14 protein-coding genes and 1 pseudogene are annotated in these 19,403 nt (G+C 68.1%); 4 read left to right on the top strand and 11 right to left on the bottom strand.

Going from position 1 to position 19,403, the window contains the following annotated elements; all coding sequences use genetic code 11:
* Window positions 1-743: NAD(P)-dependent malic enzyme (locus AC1D1G_RS26795; RefSeq protein ID WP_477954376.1), on the top strand; the 743-nt coding region annotated here is incomplete at its 5' end.
* Between the two features lie 85 nt (window positions 744-828).
* On the opposite strand, the gene AC1D1G_RS26790 is transcribed toward AC1D1G_RS26795, so the two are convergent.
* Genes AC1D1G_RS26790 through AC1D1G_RS26775 form a run of 4 tightly spaced genes read right to left on the bottom strand, consistent with a single transcriptional unit; the run spans window position 829 to window position 4,372 of the window.
* A complete protein-coding gene (locus tag AC1D1G_RS26790; RefSeq protein ID WP_317568002.1) occupies window positions 829-1,530 on the bottom strand; it encodes an ABC transporter permease in 702 nt (233 codons plus the stop codon).
* The gene (locus tag AC1D1G_RS26785) at window positions 1,527-2,225 is read right to left on the bottom strand and encodes an ABC transporter permease (RefSeq protein WP_477954375.1); all 699 of its coding nucleotides are present in this window, start codon (window positions 2,223-2,225) and stop codon (window positions 1,527-1,529) included. Before AC1D1G_RS26785 ends, AC1D1G_RS26790 begins: the two co-directional genes overlap by 4 nt.
* Window positions 2,226-2,229: 4 nt before the next feature.
* Complete coding sequence (locus AC1D1G_RS26780) at window positions 2,230-3,387, bottom strand: ABC transporter ATP-binding protein (RefSeq protein ID WP_477954373.1); 1,158 nt, start codon at window positions 3,385-3,387, stop codon at window positions 2,230-2,232.
* Between the two features lie 10 nt (window positions 3,388-3,397).
* A complete protein-coding gene (locus AC1D1G_RS26775; protein WP_477954372.1) occupies window positions 3,398-4,372 on the bottom strand; it encodes an ABC transporter substrate-binding protein in 975 nt (324 codons plus the stop codon).
* Between the two features lie 143 nt (window positions 4,373-4,515).
* On the opposite strand from AC1D1G_RS26775, the gene AC1D1G_RS26770 reads away from it, so the two are divergent.
* Window positions 4,516-5,457, top strand: coding sequence for an ABC transporter substrate-binding protein (locus tag AC1D1G_RS26770; protein ID WP_477954371.1), 942 nt, complete (start codon window positions 4,516-4,518; stop codon window positions 5,455-5,457).
* Here AC1D1G_RS26770 and AC1D1G_RS26765 read toward each other — a convergent pair.
* The 3 genes from AC1D1G_RS26765 to AC1D1G_RS26755 are packed head-to-tail and all read right to left on the bottom strand — an operon-like array spanning window position 5,416 to window position 8,772.
* Window positions 5,416-6,336 (bottom strand): alpha/beta hydrolase, encoded by a 921-nt coding sequence (locus tag AC1D1G_RS26765; protein WP_477954369.1) that lies wholly within the window; start codon window positions 6,334-6,336, stop codon window positions 5,416-5,418. The two genes, AC1D1G_RS26770 and AC1D1G_RS26765, sit on opposite strands and share 42 nt — an antisense overlap.
* A 7-nt stretch (window positions 6,337-6,343) precedes the next feature.
* Window positions 6,344-7,174, bottom strand: a complete 831-nt coding sequence (locus AC1D1G_RS26760; protein ID WP_280783518.1) for an SDR family NAD(P)-dependent oxidoreductase — start codon at window positions 7,172-7,174, stop codon at window positions 6,344-6,346.
* Complete coding sequence (locus AC1D1G_RS26755) at window positions 7,171-8,772, bottom strand: flavin-containing monooxygenase (RefSeq protein WP_280783519.1); 1,602 nt, start codon at window positions 8,770-8,772, stop codon at window positions 7,171-7,173. Before AC1D1G_RS26755 ends, AC1D1G_RS26760 begins: the two co-directional genes overlap by 4 nt.
* Window positions 8,773-8,842: 70 nt before the next feature.
* Between AC1D1G_RS26755 and AC1D1G_RS26750 the strand changes: the two genes are divergently transcribed.
* Both AC1D1G_RS26750 and AC1D1G_RS26745 read left to right on the top strand, forming a co-directional pair.
* Window positions 8,843-9,481 carry a TetR/AcrR family transcriptional regulator gene (locus tag AC1D1G_RS26750; protein ID WP_477954368.1) on the top strand — a complete coding sequence of 213 codons (639 nt, stop codon included), beginning with the start codon at window positions 8,843-8,845 and terminating at the stop codon, window positions 9,479-9,481.
* A gap of 102 nt (window positions 9,482-9,583) precedes the next feature.
* Complete coding sequence (locus tag AC1D1G_RS26745; protein ID WP_477954367.1) at window positions 9,584-10,537, top strand: hypothetical protein; 954 nt, start codon at window positions 9,584-9,586, stop codon at window positions 10,535-10,537.
* Between the two features lie 12 nt (window positions 10,538-10,549).
* Here AC1D1G_RS26745 and AC1D1G_RS26740 read toward each other — a convergent pair whose 3' ends face one another.
* From AC1D1G_RS26740 to AC1D1G_RS26725, 4 genes and pseudogenes are all read right to left on the bottom strand, one after another.
* Window positions 10,550-11,266, bottom strand: coding sequence for an AAA family ATPase (locus tag AC1D1G_RS26740; RefSeq protein WP_477954366.1), 717 nt, complete (start codon window positions 11,264-11,266; stop codon window positions 10,550-10,552).
* Between the two features lie 8 nt (window positions 11,267-11,274).
* Entirely contained in the window at window positions 11,275-15,051 is a 3,777-nt protein-coding gene (locus AC1D1G_RS26735) for a multifunctional oxoglutarate decarboxylase/oxoglutarate dehydrogenase thiamine pyrophosphate-binding subunit/dihydrolipoyllysine-residue succinyltransferase subunit (protein WP_280783523.1), read from the bottom strand.
* Between the two features lie 111 nt (window positions 15,052-15,162).
* Entirely contained in the window at window positions 15,163-19,044 is a 3,882-nt protein-coding gene (locus tag AC1D1G_RS26730) for an ABC transporter ATP-binding protein (protein ID WP_477954365.1), read from the bottom strand.
* A 50-nt stretch (window positions 19,045-19,094) separates the two neighbouring features.
* A pseudogene (locus AC1D1G_RS26725) lies at window positions 19,095-19,403 on the bottom strand (ABC transporter permease); the annotation flags it as partial.

The following is a 19,403-nucleotide window of genomic DNA, read 5'->3' as shown; positions in this document are numbered from 1 at the left end:
GCTTCGAGATCGAACAGCGCGTCATCGAGGCCCTGGACTGCCCGGTCATGCACGACGACCAGCACGGCACCGCCATCGTCGTCCTGGCCGCCCTCRAGGGTGCGGTCAAGGTCCAGGACCGCGACCTCCACCAGCTGCGGGTCGTCATCTCCGGTGCCGGCGCCGCCGGTGTCGCCTGCGCGAACATCCTGCTCGCCGCCGGGATCGCCGATGTCACGGTGCTCGATTCGAAGGGCATCGTCTCCGCCGACCGCAAGGAYCTGAACGMGRTCAAGGTCGACCTGGCCGCRCGCACCAACCCGGCCGGCCGCCGCGGCGGCACCGCCGAAGCCCTCAATGGGGCGGATGTGTTCCTCGGGGTGTCCGCGGGCACCGTGCCGGAGGAGCTGATCGCGACSATGGCGSAGGRTTCGATCGTGTTCGCGTTGTCGAACCCGGACCCGGAGATCCACCCGGACATCGCCCGCAAGCATGCGGCCATCGTGGCCACCGGGCGCAGTGACTTCCCGAACCAGATCAACAATGTGCTGGCCTTCCCGGGGGTGTTCCGGGGTGCGCTCGATGCCGGTGCCCGCCGGATCACCGAAGGTATGAAGCTCGCCGCCGCCGAGGCAATCCTCTCGGTCGTCGGTGACGAGCTGGCTGTAGACAAGATCGTTCCCAGCCCGCTCGATCCTCGCGTCGCCCCCGCTGTCGCGGAGGCAGTCGCCGCCGCTGCCCGTGCAGAAGGCGTCACCGACTAGCGAGAATCCGTCGAGCACCCCGATCCGGAACCCGCACCCACGGTTCCGGTGTCGGGGTGTTTGCCGTTGGGTGACGTGTTCGCTATTACGCGCGTTCGGCGATCTGTTCGGCGCTCGGATTGCGGCGCAGGCGGCCGGTCCCGGGAACGGACGCCCACACCGCCAGCGCGAGCAGGCCGTCCACGACCAGAGCGAGGATCGTCACGAGCAGCGCACCGACAAGCACCCGGTCGTACTGGCGCAGGGCCAATCCGTCGAAGATGTAGCGGCCCAGGCCGCCGAGATTGACATACGCAGCAACCGTTGCAGTCGCGATGATCTGCAGGGTGGCGTTGCGCAGCCCGCCGAGCATGAGCGGCAGCGCATTCGGGGCCTCGACACGCGTGAGGACCTGCCACTCGGTCATCCCCATCGCGCGGGCGGCGTCCACGACCGTCCGGTCGACGTTCGCAACACCCGCGTACGTGCCCGCGAGCACCGGCGGGATTCCGAGGATCACCAGGGCGAGGATCGGCGGGATGAGTCCCAGTCCGAGCAGCAGCACCAGGAACGTCAGCAGACCCAGTGTCGGCAGCGACCGGAGCGCGTTGACGAGACCGACCACGACCACGTCACCCTTGCGCAGATGCCCGATGATCAGACCGATCGGCACCGCGACCACCGCGGACAGTGCGACCGCCAGGAAGCTGTACCAGAGGTGCTCGAGGATGCGGGCGCCGATTCCGGTGCTGCCCGACCAGTTTCCCGGATCGACGATGTACTCCCATGCGCCGCCGAAGATGTTCACGAAGCCTCCCCTGCGGCCGGGGCCGCCGACTGTCCCGCGACCAGCGGCGTGCGCCGGGCCTTCTGCTGCCGGGTCCACGGTGTCAGTGCCCGCCCGACCAGGAACAGCAGCAGGTCGAACGCGAGGGCCAGAACGACGATCGCGATGATCCCGGCGAGGATCTGGTCCGGATAGTCTCGCTGGTAGCCCTGGGTGAACAGCGTGCCGAGACCGCCGATCCCGATCAGCGAACCCACCGACACCAGCGAGATGTTGGTCACCGCCACCACTCGCACGTTCGCGACGAGAACGGGTAGCGCGAGGGGCAATTCGACGGTCAGGGCCCGGCGGAGCCGGGTGAAACCCATCGCGGTGGCCGAGTCGACGACGTCGGCGGGAACGGAGTCGAGGGCCTCGGGCACGGCGCGGATGAGCAGGGCGGTGGAGTAGATCGTCAGCGCGATCACCACATTGAGCGGGTCCAGGATCTGCAGTCCGACGACGGAGGGGATCGTCACGAACAACGCCAGCGACGGGATCGTGAACGCGATGCCCGCGACGATCAGCGTGATCTTCCGCAGCCAGGACGCACCCCGGATCGCGGTCCCGACCGGGACCGCGATGAGCAACCCGATCAGCAGCGGAACCAGCGCGAGGTAGAGATGGGTCTTCGTCAGGTCGACGACGACCGAGAAGTTGTCGATGAGCCACCGCATGGGATCACGGCCCGTCCGGGGTCGCCGGTGGGGCAGTGAAGTAGTGCTCACCCCGCGCGCGATCCTCGGCTGCCCGCTGCTCGGCCAGCTTCTCGATCACCTCGGAGCCGAGGATGCCGCCGGTGACCGCGCCGTCGGCGTCGACGGCCACTCCGATGCCCGACGGCGAGGAGATGGCCGCGTCCAGGGCCTGCCGCAGGTCGGCACCGGGGGAGAAGAGGGATCCGCCCGCCGCAGTGCATTCGGAGACGGGCCGTCCGGCCCGCGCCCCCTCGGCGCCGGTGACGTCGATCCAGCCCCGCGGAACGCCCGCATCCGTGACGACCAGGACCCATTCACCTTGTTCGAGCCGGAGCCCGGGCAACTCCTTCTCGGTCGCCGTCCGGATGGTGTGCAGCGGAACCTGATCTGCCGTCCGGAACGACAGCCCGCGGTACCCGCGGTCGCGTCCGACGAACGAGGCGACGAAATCGGTGGCCGGCGCGGACAGCACCGTGTCGGGCGCGTCGTACTGCTGCAACCGGCCACCCGGCCCGAAGACGGCCACCCGGTCGCCGAGCTTGACGGCCTCGTCGATGTCGTGGGTGACGAACACGATCGTCTTGCGCATCTCGGCCTGCAGGCGCTGCATCTCGGCCTGCAGGTCTTCGCGGACAACGGGATCGACGGCGCTGAACGGCTCGTCCATCAGCAGGATCGGCGGGTCGGCGGCCAGCGCCCGCGCGACCCCGACGCGTTGCTGCTGCCCGCCGGACAGCTGCCCGGGATAGCGGGATGCCAGCGCCGGGTCGAGTCCGACGCGTTCGAGCACCGCCAACGCGGCCTTGCGGGCGTTGCGTCGTGAGTCGCCGCGCAGCACCGGCACGGTCGCGACGTTGTCGACCACCGTGCGGTGCGGCAGCAGTCCCGCGCTCTGGATGACGTAGCCGATGCCGAGTCGGAGCTTCACCGCGTCGGTTTGGGCGATGTCGCGGCCGTCGACCGTGATCGTTCCCGCGGTCGGGGTGATCATCCGGTTGATCATCCGCATCGACGTGGTCTTGCCGCAGCCGGAGGGCCCGACGAAGACCGTGAACGATTCGGCGTCGATCTCGAGGTCGAGGTTGTCGACCGCCGTCGTGCCGTCCGGGTACTGCTTGGTGACTCCCGAGAATGTGATCACGGCAGGCTCCTCACGAGACCGGCTTGTCGAGCCCCTGGTCCGTCACCCACTGCTTCGCGGCCGCCGCCGGCTCGGTTTTCGCGTCACCCGACACGGAATCGTTGAGCGCGACAAGCTCTTCGGTGGTCAGCTTCGCCGACAGTGCGTCGAGCGCCCGGGTCAGCTTGTCCGAGGACTTGGTGGCGCGTACCACCGGCACGACGTTCTGCGCCGCGAAGTTGTTCTGCGGATCCGCGAGCACCACGAAACCGTTCTGCGCGATCGCCGGGGACGTCGTGAAGATGTCGGCGGCCGTGATCTGTCCCGACGCGAGGGCGTCCACCGTGGCGGGACCGCCGCCGTCGGCGATCGGGACGAAGTTGTCTGCTGTGATGTCGAGGCCGTACTTGGCTTTCAGGCCGGGCAGGCCACCGGGACGTTCCTGGAATTCGGCGGGGGCACCGAACTTCACCTCGTTCGAGTGCGCCGCGAGATCCGCGATGGAGGTGAGGTTCCAGCGCTGCGCCGTCTCCTTCGTGACGACGACGGCGTCCTTGTCCTCGGCCGGGGCCGGTGTGGTGGTCGTCAGTTCCGAGCCCAGCGCGGCAGGCAGCGCGGCGTCCACGTCGGCGGCGCTCGTGGCCGTCGAATCGGGGTCGAGATACTGCAGCAGGTTGCCCGTGTAGTCGGGGATGACGTCGATCGACCCGTCCTCGAGCGCAGGGATGTAGGCCTCACGGCTGCCGATGTTGAACTTCGTCGTCACGTCGAACCCGTTGGCGCGGAGGACCTCGGTGTAGATGTTCGCGACCGTCTCCGATTCGGGGAAGTTCGCGGATCCCACGATGATCGTGTTGGGGTCGTCACCCGATCCCTCGCCGCCGGCGGACAGGGGGTCGGATCCGCCGCCACCGCACGCCGCGAGCGACACGACGGCGACCGTCGCGAGAGCGATACTGCCAACGGAGCGGCGGGTGAAGCCCGACAGAATTCGTGAGGTGCGCATGAGCGTCCTTCCCGTTGTCACCGGCGCCGGACCTGCCGACGGAAGCCGGTGGACGCGTGTCCGCGCCATCGGTTGGCCAGTGTAACGATAGGGACGGACAGAGCACGGTTTTCGACCAGCTCGAGGTAAACGAAAGGCGCGACGTGGCACACACACGGACAGACGGATCGGCCGAGCGCCCGGCGGCATGGTCCCGGGCCCTGATCGCCGGGTTCGCACTGCTGCTGGTCGCGGGGGCGGCGTCGGGATGCGCAGGCGGTGACACGACCCTCGACGGTTCCGCGGGGCAAGGGCAGGGCGAGATCGTGGTGGGAGCGGGTGACGGCGCGGAGAGTCGGATCCTGGCCGAAATCTATGCCGGTGCCCTGCGTTCGACTGGGGCGTCGGTCATCACCGACGGGGGACTCGGCGACCGGACCACGTACCTCGGACAGCTCGATGCCGGAAACGTCAACCTGGTGCCGGAGTTCACGGGCCGGTTGCTGCGCTACTACGACCCCGAATCGACGGAGACGGAACAGGACGAGGTGTTCGAGGCGTTGAGCAAGGCTCTGCCACAGGGGCTTTCGATCTCCGACTTCGCGGCCGCCGAGGACAGGTCGGCGCTGGCCGTGACCTCGCAGACGTCCGGGCAGCTGGATCTCACCAGCCTGGACGAACTCGTTCCCTCGTGCACCACCAGTACAGCCGTGCTGGCCCCGGCGTTCGAGGCCGACGCGCTTCCCGACCTCACCGGCTGCACGTTCGCGCAGACCCGGACAGTGGCCGACGACGCGGCCGCCGTCGGCGAACTCGCCGCTCCGGCACCGTCGGACGGAGCCGTGCGGGTGGCCGGGGTGACCACCGCGTCACCGGACGTCTCGGACGCCGATCTGGTGCTGCTGGCGGACGACGATCACGTGTTCACCGCACAGAACGTGGTGCCGCTGTTCCGGATCGGAACTCTCACCGAAGCCCAGCTGAAGGCACTCAACGTCGTGGCGGGTGAGCTGACGACCGCGGACCTGGCCGACATGATCGGCCAGGTCCGCGGTGGTGCCGATTCAGCCGACGTGGCGCGGGTGTGGCTCGACGCTCATCTGTGAACCCAGGAACGCCCCGAGTTCGGCGACCGCATCCGCGGCCTCGCGGACCAGGGACGCCTGTAGGTGGGCGACGTGCCACAGCCGGGCGTACTCGGTGAGCGTGACGTCCACATCCGACTCGTTCAGCTTGTCGACGAATTCCATGATCTGCGGGTAGAGCACCTCGTCCACCCCGACATGGATCAGCGTCGGCGGCAGTCCCGCCAGATTTCCGTGCAGCGGTGCGTAACCCGGATCGTGTGCGTCCCCGTTGCCCAGGTACTTCTCGGCGGCGTCGAACGACCACGCCGTGTTGACCACGAGATCCCGGTCCCGGGACGTGTCACGCCTGCCGGGATCGACCCACGGAGCGATCAGCGCCAACGCGGCCGGAGTCACACCGTGCCGGTCGATCAGGCGGCGCGCCGTGGCGACCGTGAGGCCACCGCCCGCCGAATCGCCCGCGATGGCGAGTTGCTCTGTCTCGTAACCGTGTTCGGTGTTCAGCTCCATGTACGCCGCGACCGCGTCCTCGAGCCCGGCCGGGAACGGATGCTCCGGGGCCAGCCGGTAGTCGAGGGTGTAGACGACGCTGCCTGATTCCCTGGCGATGTGAGCGGCCAGCGAACGGTGCGTGGCGAGCGAACCGATCGTGTACGCCCCGCCGTGCAGGTAGAGCACCGCGCCCCGGCGTTCGGTGGGTCCCACCGTGATTCGCTCCGCCGGCCGCCCGGCCAGCGAGGTCGGGCGGACGACGGCACCTGCGGGCACCTGCTGCAACGGAGCGCCGAGGTCGAGGACCGCCCGCTGCACGGTGTACGGAAGCCGGGCGTTGAGGCTGAGTCGGTAGAACGGCCGGAGGGCCGTCGCGACGACCGGCAGCGGCAGGTGGAAGCTCATCGGTACCTCAGTTCGACTTCGGGAGGACTCGTCCGGCGACGAGGGCAACCACACGCTGGTAACTCGGTCCGACGAGCCGCACCCAGGCGTCGAGGAACTTGGCGTCGGCGCCGATCAGGACGCGCGGCTTGCTCTTGCGAACTCCGTTCACGATGGTCTCGGCAGCCGCCTCCGGCGTGGTGCGGGCAAGCTTCTGGTCGAAGAACTTCGCGAACGTGTCGAGGTCCTCACCCGGTCCCGCGGTGGCGTTGCGGGCAATGGCCGTCTTGATGCCACCGGGGTGCACACACGTCACCTTCACGGGGTGCTTGGCGATCAGCATCTCCTGGCGCAGCGACTCGGTGAAACCGCGCACCGCGAACTTCGCCGAGTTGTACGCGCTCTGACCCGGCATGGACAGCAGACCGAAGAGGCTGGAGACGTTCACGACGTGGCCGTCRCCCGACGCGATGAGATGCGGCAGGAAGGCCTTGGTGCCGTTGACGACTCCCCAGAAGTCCACGTCCATGATCTTCTCGATGTCCTTGAACTCGGACTTCTCGAACTCACCGTGGTAGGCGATGCCGGCGTTGTTGTACACCTGGTTGATCTTGCCGAAGTGCGCCCGCACCTCGTCGGCGTACGCGAGCACCGCCTCGCGCTGGGTGACGTCCAGGTGATCGGCCTTGACCTCGGCGCCCAGCGCCTCGGCCTGGCGTGCTGTCTCGGCGAGCCCGACCGTGTCCATGTCCGAGATCGCCAACCTGGCACCCCGGCGTGCCAGGTTGAGGGCGAGCGCCCTGCCGATACCGGAACCGGCTCCGGTGATCACGATTACCTTGCCTGCGAACTCGCTCACTGTGCTGTCACCTTGTCGTCGTCGAGGGCGATCTGTGCGGGGATGGCGGCGGGGCCGGGGGTCTTGCCGTTCACGTGCACGGGTGCAGGCAGATCGGCGGTGGCCACGCTGTCGTACGCGGTGAGGTCGAAGCGCTTCGTCTCGTTCCGGAACTGGAACGTGAAGCCCGGCCACAGCGTGGTGTTGTTGCCGTGCTTGTCGAGGTACCAGCTTGCGCACCCACCGTTGTTCCAGACGCTGTGCGACAGCTTCTCCTGGAGTTCGGCGTTGTACCGGTCCTGGGCGTCCTGACGGACCTCGATCTTGCCGATGCCGTACTTGTCGAGCGTCTGAAGGGCGTCGACGAGGTAGTTGAGCTGCGACTCGATCATGAAGACCATCGAGGTGTGGCCCAGACCCGTGTTCGGGCCCACCAGGAAGAACATGTTGGGGAAGTTCGCGATCGCCGCGCCCTTGTAGCCCTGCTGGCCGCCCTCGTCGAAGACGTCGGCGAGCGAGCGGCCGTCCTTGCCGAAGATGCCCTCGAACGTGGGGGAGTCGGTGACGTGGAAGCCGGTGGCGACGACGATGGCATCGACTTCGCGGACGGTGCCGTCCTTCGAGACCACCGAGTCGGCCGTGACCTCGGCGATGCCGTCGGTCACCAGGTCGACGTTGTCCTGCGCGAGGGTGGGGTAGTAGTTGTTCGAGATCAGCATGCGCTTGCAGCCGATCTGGAAGTTCGGCGTGACCTTCTTGCGCAGATCCTTGTCCTTGATCTGGCGGCGCAGGTGGCGCTCGGCCGCGAGCTGCAGCGGCTTCATGAAGACCGGGGCCTTCGCGAGTCCGACGACCTGGCTCTCGCGCATCCAGTAGATGCCGGTGCGGCACAGCTTCTGGAAGCCGGGGAGGTACTTGAACGCGGCGTGCTCGAGCTTCGTGTACTCGCGGTCCGCGCGGGGCAGGATCCACGGCGCCGTGCGCTGGTACACGTCGAGGTGCGACACCTTCTTGCCGATGGCGGGCACGATCTGGATCGCCGAGGCGCCGGTGCCGATGACGGCGACGCGCTTGCCCGTCAGGTCGGCGTCGTGGTTCCATCGGGCGGAGTGGAAGATCTCGCCCTGGAAGCCTTCGATGCCCTTGATGTCGGGGAGGGACGGCTCGCACAATGCGCCGACCGCGGAGACGAGGACCTTCGCGACGAAGTTCCCCTTCGTGGTGGTGACCTCCCAGCGTGTGGTCGACTCGTTCCAGTGGGCGGACTGCACGTCACAGCCGAAGAGGTGCTTGTCGCGCACCTTGTACTTGTCGGCCACCGACTGGATGTACTTCTGGATCTCGGGCTGCGTCGAGAACGACCGGGTCCACTCCGGGTTCAGTGCGAACGAGTAGGAGTACAGATGTGAGGGAACATCGCACGCCGCACCCGGGTACGTGTTGTCTCGCCAGGTACCACCGACGTCGGTGCCGCGTTCGAGCACGAGGAAGTCGGTCTTGCCTGCCTGGGTCAGCTTGATCGCCGCGCCGAGGCCGGCGAACCCGCTGCCGATGATCAGCGTGTCGATGTGCCGGACACCTGCGGTGGTGGCGGAAGTATCTGTGACGGGGAGACTCATGTAAGAAACCATAGGGCGCTATTGAGGGGCAGTCAATAGCCTATTGACCTTCATTCAGTAGTCTTGTCTCATGGACGTCGTGAAGCGGACCCGTCTCAGCCCCGAACAACGGCGCGCGCAACTGATCGATCTCGGTGCGAAGATGCTGGCGCAGCGCCCGCTCGAGCAGATCTCCGTCGAGGACATCGCCGATCAGGCGGGTGTCTCCCGCGGCCTCCTGTTCCACTACTTCGCGTCCAAGCACGACTTCCACCTCGAGATCGTCCGGCACACCAGCAGCGAGATGCTCGCCCGCACCGCCCCCGACCCGTACGTCGGGGAAGAGCGGGATCCGATGCAGATCCTGCGCTCGGTGCTCGCGTCGTACGTCGACTACGTCAGCGAGAACCGTGGCACGTACGTGTCGCTCCTGCGGGGAACAGCGAGTGGCGACCCGGACATGCGCGCCGTCTTCGAGGAGACCCGGGCCGTGATGTCCGCACGGACCCTCGAACAACTGCCCGCGATCGGTGTCGAGCCCACCCGGGCGGTCGAACTCGCCGTCCGCGGCTGGATCGCCTACGTCGAGGAAGTCACGATCACCTGGCTGCGCGACCCACACCTGACCCGCGACGAACTGATCGAACTCAACGTCCAGGCCCTCCCCGCGCTCGCCATCGCCGCCGCACCCGAGATCGCCGCCGCGCTGGTGTCGGCCACCACCACCTGACACCCCTAGTACTCGGGGTACACCCGTAATACCCGCGGGTGACACCGGTTTCATTCCCCGGCGTGACGTGGCGACGCATGCGACGTTCCTAGCGTTCTCGTCATGACCACCCTCGATCTCCGCTCCCGCATCGTCGAGTCCCGCCAGGTGCCGCTGGCGGTGATGGTCGGTGCGATGACCGCCCTCGCACTCGTGTGCGCCGTCGGACTCCTCGTCGACGACCGGACCGTGCTCGGGGTGCCCGTGTGGCTCAAACCGCTGAAGTTCGCGGTCTCCTTCGCGCTCTACGGGGCCACCCTGGCGTGGATGCTGACCCTCCCGCACCGAGGCAGCCGATGGACGCGGGCCATGGCGACGGTGTTCGCCGTGACCGGCATCATCGACGTCGGATTCATCGCCGTGCAGGCCGCGCGCGGAACGTTCAGCCACTTCAACACGTCCGACGACGCCGTCAACACGATCGGCCAGTACGTGTTCATTACCGGTGTCCCCGGACTGTTCGTCGCGAACCTCGTGATCGCCCTGATACTGCTGTTCCAGCGCGTGGGGGATCGTCCCCTGACCCGCGCCATCCATGCGGGCCTGTTCCTGGCGGTGGCCGGCATGGCACTCGGGTACCTCATGGGATTTCAGGGCCGGCAGACCACGACCGACGCGAACGGCCGCGTCGTCGAACTCGCCGCGCGGCACAGTGTCGGCGTCACCGACGAGAATCCGGGACTGCCGGTCACCAACTGGAGCACGTCCGGCGGCGACCTCCGCATCCCGCACTTCGTCGGACTGCACGGCCTGCAGGCGATGCTGCTCGGCGCCCTCGTCCTGAGCGTCCTCGCGTCGCGGATTCCGTGGCTCCGCAGCGAGAAAACCCGAGCGTCCCTGACGGCCGTGCTGGCGCTCGCCTACGCCGGGCTACTAGCCCTGCTCACGTGGCAGGCGTTCCGCGGTCAGCCGCTGATCCACCCCGACGCGCTCACCCTCGCCGCCCTCGGCGGACTCCTCGCCGCCACCGCCCTCGCGGTCCAGGTCGTGAGGTCGCGGGCGGAGGCGGGGCGGTAGTGGTCGGCCGGGCTAGAGATGCCGCAGGAAGCGGTCGGGTCCGTCGAGGAACGACCGCCAGTTGCGGACGAGGTCGAGCTGATTCCACTCGGGGTAGTCGATGCCCTCGTCGGTGAGTTCCCAGACCTCGGCGCCGGGCGCGGCGGCGAGGAGGGGAGAGTGCGTCGCCATGATCACCTGCGAGCCCTCCTCGGCGAGATCCGAGATGACCCCGAGCAGCGCCAGGCAGGACTGGAACGACAGCGCGGCCTCCGGCTCGTCCAGAATCCACAGGCCCACCCCGATCGGACGGTCGGCGACGTACCGCAGGAACGACTGACCGTGCGAGAGCTGATTGAACGACGGATCGTCCTCGCGGGGACGTGACTCGTCGGCCGCACCGAACAGCGAATGCATCGACTCGGCACGCAGGAAACACCCGCCGTACCGCTGCGGCCGGGCGCCGACACACGTGAGGTGAGTGCCGAGATCCGCGTCCTCGGGGCTGGAACCCGCCGACCACAACCGGTCCTGCGCCCCGCGGAACCCACCCTGCCAGGCCGCGGCGATCGACTCGACCAACGTCGACTTTCCGACACCGTTCTCACCCACGATCACCGTGACCGGCCGCTCGAATGCCAGCCCGTTGTCGCACAGTTCCGCCACCGAGGGCAGGTCCAGATACCACGAAGCCGGGTCGAATCCGCTCCGTGGAGTGAACTCGACCCGGCTCAATGGCAGATCAGTCAATCAAACGCTCAGCTGAACGCTTCGTCGATGATCTCCTGCTGTTCCACAGCGTGCACCTTGCTCGAACCCGAGGACGGTGCCGACATCGAACGACGCGAGATGCGCTTGATCCCGGACAGCTTGTCGGGCAGCAACTCGGGCAGAGCGAGACCGAAGAACGGCCACGCACCCTGGTTGGCCGGCTCCTCCTGAACCCACCGGAACTCGGTGGCGTTCGGGTAGCGGTCCAGCGTCTCGCGGAGACGACGACTCGGAACCGGGTACAGCTGCTCGATGCGGACGATCGCGATGTCCTCGCGGTTGTCCTTCTGCTTCTTCGCCAGCAGCTCCCAGTACAGCTTGCCGCTGACGAGGAGGACACGACGCACCTTGTCGCGTTCGGCGTCGCCCGTCTCGTACGTGGGCTCCTCGAACACCGAGCGGAACTTGCCGGTGGTGAAGTCCTCGACGTCGGAGACCGCGGCCTTGTTCCGCAGCATCGACTTCGGTGTGAAGACGACCAGCGGGCGGCGGATTCCGTCGAGCGAGTGACGACGCAGCAGGTGGAAGTAGCTGGCCGGGGTGGACGGCACCGCCACGGTCATCGAACCCTCGGCGCACAACTGCAGGAAGCGCTCGATACGACCGGACGTGTGGTCGGGACCCTGACCTTCGTGGCCGTGCGGCAGCAGCAGCACGACGTCGGACAGCTGACCCCACTTGGCCTCACCGGACGAGATGAACTCGTCGATGATGGACTGCGCGCCGTTGACGAAGTCACCGAACTGCGCCTCCCACAGCACCAGCGCGTCCGGGTTGCCCACGGAGTAGCCGTACTCGAAGCCGACGGCGGCGAACTCGCTGAGTGCGGAGTCGTAGACGAGGAACTTGCCGGGGTTCTCGCTGCCCAGGTTCTGCAGCGGGGTGTACTCGGCGCCCGTCTTGCGGTCGATGAGGACCGAGTGACGCTGCGTGAACGTGCCGCGCTTGGAATCCTGGCCGGACAGGCGAACCATCTTGCCCTGGTCGACCAGCGAACCGAATGCGAGCAGCTCGGCGAACGCCCAGTCGATCTTGCCCTCGCGGGACATTTCGCGGCGCTTCTCGATGACCGGCTTGACGCGCGGGTGCACGGTGAAGCCCTCGGGCACGTTGACGAACGCGTCGCCGATCCGCTCGAGCACCGACTCGTCGACGGACGTCTTCAACTTCGTGGGCAGCACCTGGTCGAGCTCGACCGACTCACTGGGCTCCGGCGTGTACTTCTCGAGTTCGCGAACCTCGTTGAACACCCGTTCCAGCTGGCCCTGGTAGTCGCGGAGTGCGTCTTCGGCTTCCTTCAGCGAGATGTCGCCGCGGCCGATCAGGGATTCGGTGTAGCTCTTACGCACGCTGCGCTTGGTGTCGATCACGTCGTACATCGCCGGCTGCGTCATCGACGGGTCGTCGCCCTCGTTGTGACCGCGACGGCGGTAGCAGATCATGTCGATGACGACGTCCTTCTGGAACTTCTCCCGGAAGTCGACAGCGAGCTGAGCGACCCAGACGCAGGCCTCGGGGTCGTCGCCGTTCACGTGGAAGATCGGCGCGCCGATCATCTTCGCGACATCGGTGCAGTACTCGGACGAACGCGAGTACTCCGGGGCGGTGGTGAAACCGACCTGGTTGTTGACCACGATGTGCACGGTGCCGCCGGTGCGGTACCCGCGCAGCAGTGCCAGGTTCAACGTCTCGGCCACGACACCCTGACCGGCGAACGCGGCGTCGCCGTGCAACATGAGCGGCAGGACGGTGAAGCCGTCCTCACCCTTGTCGAGGATGTCCTGCTTCGCGCGGACCAGGCCCTCGAGGACCGGGTCGACCGCCTCGAGGTGCGACGGGTTGGCCGTCAGCGACACCGTGATGTCGTTGTCGCCGAACATCTGGATGTACGTGCCCTCGGCGCCGAGGTGGTACTTCACGTCGCCGGAGCCGTGCGCGGCCGCCGGGTTCATGTTGCCCTCGAACTCCGTGAAGATCTTCGAGTACGGCTTGCCGACGATGTTCGCGAGAACGTTGAGGCGACCACGGTGCGGCATGCCGATGACGACCTCGTCGAGCTGGTGCTCGGCGGCCTGGTCGATGACGGCGTCCATCATGGGGATGACGGACTCGGCGCCCTCGAGGGAGAAGCGCTTCTGCCCGACGTACTTGGTCTGCAGGAACGTCTCGAACGCCTCGGCGGCGTTGAGCTTGCTCAGGATGTACTTCTGCTGAGCGACCGTGGGCTTGACGTGGTGCGCCTCGACCCGGTCCTGCAGCCACTGCTGCTGCTCCGGCTCCAGGATGTGCGTGTACTCGACACCGACGTGGCGGCAGTACGCGTCGCGCAGCACGCTGAGCACGTCGCGCAGCTTCATCTTCTCCTGGCCGTGGAAGCCGCCGACCTTGAACTCGCGGTCGAGATCCCAGAGGGTCAGGTCGTGCGTGCGGACGTCCAGGTCCGGGTGGCTGCGGAACTTGTCCTTGACGAACTGCAGCGGATCCGTATCGGCCATCAGGTGGCCACGGTTGCGGTACGCGGCGATCAGCTCGAGAACACGGGTGTTCTTGTCGACGGCGCCTTCGGGCACGTCCTTGCGCCAGCGGACCGGCTCGTACGGGATGTGCAGCGCGTGGAAGATCTCGTCGTAGAACTCGTCGCTGATCAGCAGGTTGTGGATGGTCCGGAGGAAGTCGCCGGACTCGGCACCCTGGATGATGCGGTGGTCGTACGTCGAGGTCAGCGTCATGAGCTTGCCGACGCCGATCTCGGCCAGACGCTCGTCGCTCGCGCCCTGGAACTCGGCGGGGTATTCCATCGCGCCGGCACCGATGATGGCGCCCTGGCCGTTCATCAGACGCGGCACGGAGTGCACGGTGCCGATGCCGCCGGGGTTGGTCAGCGAGATCGTGACACCCGAGAAGTCCTCGGCGGTGAGCTTGCCGTCACGCGCGCGCCGGACGATGTCCTCGTAGGCGCTGTAGAACTGCGTGAAGTTGTGGGTGTCGGTGTTCTTGATCGCGGCGACGACGAGGGACCGGCTGCCGTCCTTGCCCGGCAGGTCGATGGCCAGACCGAGGTTGGTGTGTGCGGGGGTGACCGCGTTGGGCTTGCCGTCGATCTCGGCGAAGTGCCGGTTCATGTTCGGGAACGCCTTGACCGCCTGCACGATCGCGTAACCCAGCAGGTGCGTGAACGAGATCTTGCCGCCGCGGGTACGGGCGAGGTGGTTGTTGATGACGATCCGGTTGTCGAACATCAGCTTCGCAGGGATGGCGCGAACGCTGGTGGCGGTCGGAATGGCCAGCGAGGCCGACATGTTCTTGGCGACGGCAGCAGCTGCGCCGCGGAGAACCTTCGACTCTTCTACCGCAGGAGCGGGAGCGGACGCCTTCGCGTCCTTCGCCGCGGTCTCCTTCGCGGGTGCGGCCTTCTTGGGGGCCTCGGTCTTCGGGGCAGCAGCCTTCGGAGCTGCACCGTTGGGTGCAGTCTTGGGCGCGGCGCCGTTGGCCGTCTTGGTCTGAGGCTTGGGTGCGGTCTCGGACTCGGGAACCGGGGGAGTCGACGCCTTGGCGGAGGGAGCGGCAGCAGGTGCGGCGGTGGTGGTGCCGTTCGTGCCGTGTCCGTTGGCTGCGCCTGCCTTGGCGGCGGCGTCGGGAGAGTAATCCGTCAGGAATTCGTGCCAACTCGCGTCCACGGACGACGGATCGTCCTGGAAACGCTGGTACATCTCGTCAACCAACCACTGGTTCTGTCCGAACTGGGATGTAGAGCTGCTGCTCACGGCAGGTGTTCGCCTCGTTTCTATTTCGGTACCCGATCAGAGCGCCTATATACATGAGACTAGCCCTCGCGTGTGACGTGTAAATCGCCAGGCCCGCACGTGTGAGCTGTCTCACGGCCAACCGATGGGGTCACCATCGATGACGGTTCTCGCCCCGCGATTATTCCCCGACCCGGTCTCCGCCGCATCCCACAGTCCCGAATAGTGGCCACCGGCATAGCGCAGAGTGGCGWGCGATCCGGTCTCGACCACCCGTCCCTTGTCGATGACGAGGATCACATCTGCCCGGGCCGCGGTGGCCAGTCGGTGGGCCACCACCACCGACGTCCGGGTCCGGGTCACACGGCTGCTCGCCTCGAGAACTACCTGCTCGGTGGCCGGATCGAGCGTCGCGGTCGCTTCGTCGAGCAGCAGCAGATCGGGGTCGACCAGCTCGGCCCGGGCGAGCGCGATCAGCTGGCGCTGGCCCGCCGACAGTCCCTGCCCGCGCTCGCCGATGGGGTGATGCATCCCACCCCGCAATCCGGCGATCGTGCCCAGCGCTCCGACCGCGCGGGCAGCGTCCTCGATCTCCTCGCGGCTCGCATCCGGGCGGCCGTACGCGATGTTGGTGGCAACGGTCCCGGTGAACAGGTGCGCCTCCTGGGGGACGACGCCGAGGCGCCCGCGGTACGCGCCGAGCGGGTACCGGCGGAGGTCCACGTCGTCGACGAGCACCGCGCCGGACGTCGGGTCGTAGAAGCGGGCGAGCAGTTTCACGATGGTCGACTTGCCCGCACCGGTCCGGCCGACCAGGGCGACGGTGGTGCCGGCGGGGATGTGCAGGTCGATGCCGGTCAGGGCGTCGCTGTCGGCGCCCTGGTAACGGAACCCGACGTCGCGCAGGCACAGCTCGCCGCGCAGATGCCCGTCGATCGGCTGGAGGTTCTCCCGTGACGTCGCCCGCTCGATGGAACTGGGAGTGCGGAGCAGGTCCCCGATCCGGAGCAGACCGACACTGGCCTGCTGGTACCCGTCGAACACCTGTGACAGCTGCTGGATGGGCCCGAACAGCAGCCCGAGGTACAGCACGAAGGCGACGAGTGTCCCGGTCGTCGTGTCGCCGGCCGCGACCTGCCGCGCGCCGACGAACACCACGGCGGCCAGGGCGAGATCCGAGAGGAACGCGATGAACGGGAAGTACAGCGAGATCGCCCGCTGCGACCGCATCCGGCTGCGCCGGTAACTGTCGGCCCGCTCCGCGAACCGGCGGGCGGCGAACCCTTCGCGGCGGTACGCCTGGGCCGCGCGGAGCCCGGCGATGTTCTCCTGGAAGTCGGCGTTGACGAGCGAGATCCGCTCACGCGAGACCGTGTACGCCACCGAGGAGATCCGGCGGAAGATCAGCGTCGCGACGACGAGCGGCGGGATGACGGCGAGCGCCACCAGCGCGAGCGTGACGTCGGTGGCGACCAGGGCGACGGAGATGCCGAGGACGGTCAGGACGCTCACCACGGCGGTGGACATCCCGGTCTGGATGAACGACGACAGCGCGTCGACGTCGGTGGTCATCCGGGTCATGATGCGGCCGGACAGTTCGCGCTCGTAGTAGTCGAGCCCGAGCCGCTGCAGGTGGGCGTAGCTGCGCACCCGCAGCCCGAACAGCACACGTTCCCCCGCGCGGGCGGTGAGGACCGTCATCAGCGCGACGACGAGCCAGCCGGCGACGACGAGGGCGACGCCCACCCCGGCCGCCGTCCAGAGGGTCGCGGAATCCTGCGGGACGACACCGCGGTCGATCGCGAACCGGACGATCGACGGGAACGCGATCCCTGCGAGCGAGTCGAGCGCGAGGCAGACGACGACGGCGACGAGCAGGGCACGGACCGGCCGCAGGATCCGCGACAGCCGGAAGTCGGGCTCGGGCAGGCGCAGGTTCCGGGTGTCGATGCCCGGGCTTTCGACGGCGGGTGGTAGCGCGTTCACGGCCTGCCGAAGTTCCGGGGTCGCGGCCACGTTGCCCAGCGCTCCAGCCATCGGTCCGCCGGCGGTGCGGCCGCCGCCGGGGCCCGCACCGGACGCCGGGGTGCGGCCGGACGAGGCGGACGAGCCGGGCACGTCCCACTCCTCGACGTCCTCCGGCCACAACTCCGACTCGGACGGCATGCGCTGATACGGCATCGGCTCGCTCGGCGCGGGGAGGCTGACGTCGATGGGGCCGGCGTTGTCGGGGGAGGCGAACAGTGCGCGGAAGAGCGGGCACCGTTCGTCGAGTTCGGCCACCGTGCCGGAATCGATGATCCGTCCGCCGTCGAGCACGGCGACGCGGTCGGCGAGCGACAGGGTCGAGCGGCGATGCGCCAGGATCAGCGCCGTCCGCCCGCGATTCGCCCGCAGCGCCGCGAAGATCGACGCCTCGGTGGTGGCGTCGACGGCGGAGGTCGCGTCGTCGAGGATCAGCACCCTCGGGTCGGTGAGGAGTGCGCGTGCCAGCGCGATCCGCTGCCGCTGCCCGCCGGAGAGGGTGAGACCGCGTTCGCCGACCACGGTGTCGTACCCGTCCGGCAACGCGGAGACGAACTCGTCGGCGGCGRCCATGTCGGCGGCGGCGCGGATCTCCTCGGCGCTGGCGTCGGGCCTGCCGAGGGCGATGTTGGCCGCGATGGTGTCGGAGAAGAGGAACGGCTCGTCGAACACGAGGCCGACGGCTTCGCGCAACTGCTCGGCGCTCAGCTGCGAGACGTCGAACGACTCGCCCGCCGACGTGAGGGACACGGAACCCGCGGATGGTGCGTAGAAGCGGGGGAGCAGCAGCGACAGGGCGGTTTTGCCGGAGCCGGCCATACCGACCACCGCGACCGTCTCGCCGGGCGCGATGCGCAGGTCGAGTCCGCGGAGGATGTGCCGGTCCGGTTCGAATCCGAACGTGACCGCCCGCAGGTCCACACCCAGCGGTCCGCCGGGCAGTGCGGTGGGGTGCGGCGGGTCCGCGACCTCCGGTTCGGCGTCGATCACCTCGTACACGCGCTCGACGGCGGCCCGGGACAGCTGGGCCATGATCACGACCGACGACAGCGTGCGGGTGACGGCGGTCATCGTGGCGACGTATGTGGCGAAGGCGAGGAACGTGCCGATCGTGATGGAACCGTGCAGGGCGAGGTAGCCGCCGACCGCGATGACGCCGACGAGACCGAGCTGGGGCAGTGCCGCCATGGTCGGAGCGAAGCGCGCATTGATCCGGGCGGCTCGCAGGCGTTCGGCGTACAGCGTCCGGCTGTGGTCTTCGAGCTGGTCGACGGCCCGGCGCTCCTGGCCGAACCCCTTGACGACGCGGACACCGGTGACGGTCTCCTCGACGTGCTGCGCGAGGTCGGCTGCCCGTTGCTGCGCCGACCAGGTGGCCGCGAACAGTTTCGGGCGCATTACGTAGACGACGAGGCACACGGCGGGGACGATCACCAGCGCGACGACGGTCAGCAGCGGTGACAGCCAGGCCATGATGCCGAGCGCGAGGACGAATTGGAGCAACGCGCCCGCCGACAACGGGACCATGGCGAGCAGGCCCTGCACCAGCTGGAGGTCGGTGATGGACCGCGAGACCACCTGTCCGGTGCGGATCTGATCCTGCCCCCGCCCGTCGAGGCGTTGCAGCGCGCCCAGCAGGCCCAGCCGCAGATCGTGCTGGACGTCGAGCGACAGCTTGCCTGCGAGCATCCGGCGGCCGTACTGGCAGCCGAAGCGGACGCACGCGAGCAGTGCGATGAGCAGGGCGGCGATGCCGATCACCTGAGTGGCGCTACCCGAGCCCGCGGCATCGACCGCGTACTTGGTGAGGAGGGGGAACGAGATGTCGATCCCGGCGGCGACGACCGTCACGGACAGGGCGCCGAGTGCGACACGGCGGTGCGCCCAGCACTCACCGCTCAGCCGTCGAATCCAACCCGGCCGTGCCTGATCCTGCTCCAGCGTCTGCTCCCGTTCGATCACCGAACCGGACGCACTCTCACTTGCCACTGGATCCACGTTAGCGCCGGGTACCGACAGGGGCGGCACCCGGCGCTGCGTCAGGTGATGTCGCGCTGCCGGGTGAGCGCCCAACCGCCGCCGACGAAGACCGCCGTCCACACGAGCAGGGCGAGGGGCGCGGTGGGCCAGAGCGTCAGCCAGTCGATCTCGTTGCCGGCGGCCGCGTTCGCGACCGTCCCGAGGGTGGCCGACACGGGGAGGACACTGCCGACGGATCCGATGCCGATCCCGCTGAGGATCGACCGGAGGATCATCTCGCCGAGGGTGTACCAGACCACGAGGGCGATGCAGCTGCCGACGGACGAGCCGGTGAGCATCGACACGGACGAGCCGGTGAGCATCGACAC

Source organism: Rhodococcus sp. P3_B8, assembly GCF_056402775.1.
Note: the sequence above shows the minus strand (reverse complement) of the source record. Positions and strands in the feature narration are given on the sequence as shown.

Bases quoted from the DNA above. Each gene is read 5' to 3' on its own strand.
- AC1D1G_RS26785 (WP_477954375.1), bottom strand. From the start codon at position 2,225: ATGCGGTGGCTCATCGACAACTTCTCGGTCGTCGTCGACCTGACGAAG.
- AC1D1G_RS26775 (WP_477954372.1), bottom strand. From the start codon at position 4,372: ATGCGCACCTCACGAATTCTGTCGGGCTTCACCCGCCGCTCCGTTGGC.
- AC1D1G_RS26765 (WP_477954369.1), bottom strand. From the start codon at position 6,336: ATGAGCTTCCACCTGCCGCTGCCGGTCGTCGCGACGGCCCTCCGGCCG.
- AC1D1G_RS26755 (WP_280783519.1), bottom strand. From the start codon at position 8,772: ATGAGTCTCCCCGTCACAGATACTTCCGCCACCACCGCAGGTGTCCGG.
- AC1D1G_RS26750 (WP_477954368.1), top strand. From the start codon at position 8,843: ATGGACGTCGTGAAGCGGACCCGTCTCAGCCCCGAACAACGGCGCGCG.
- AC1D1G_RS26745 (WP_477954367.1), top strand. From the start codon at position 9,584: ATGACCACCCTCGATCTCCGCTCCCGCATCGTCGAGTCCCGCCAGGTG.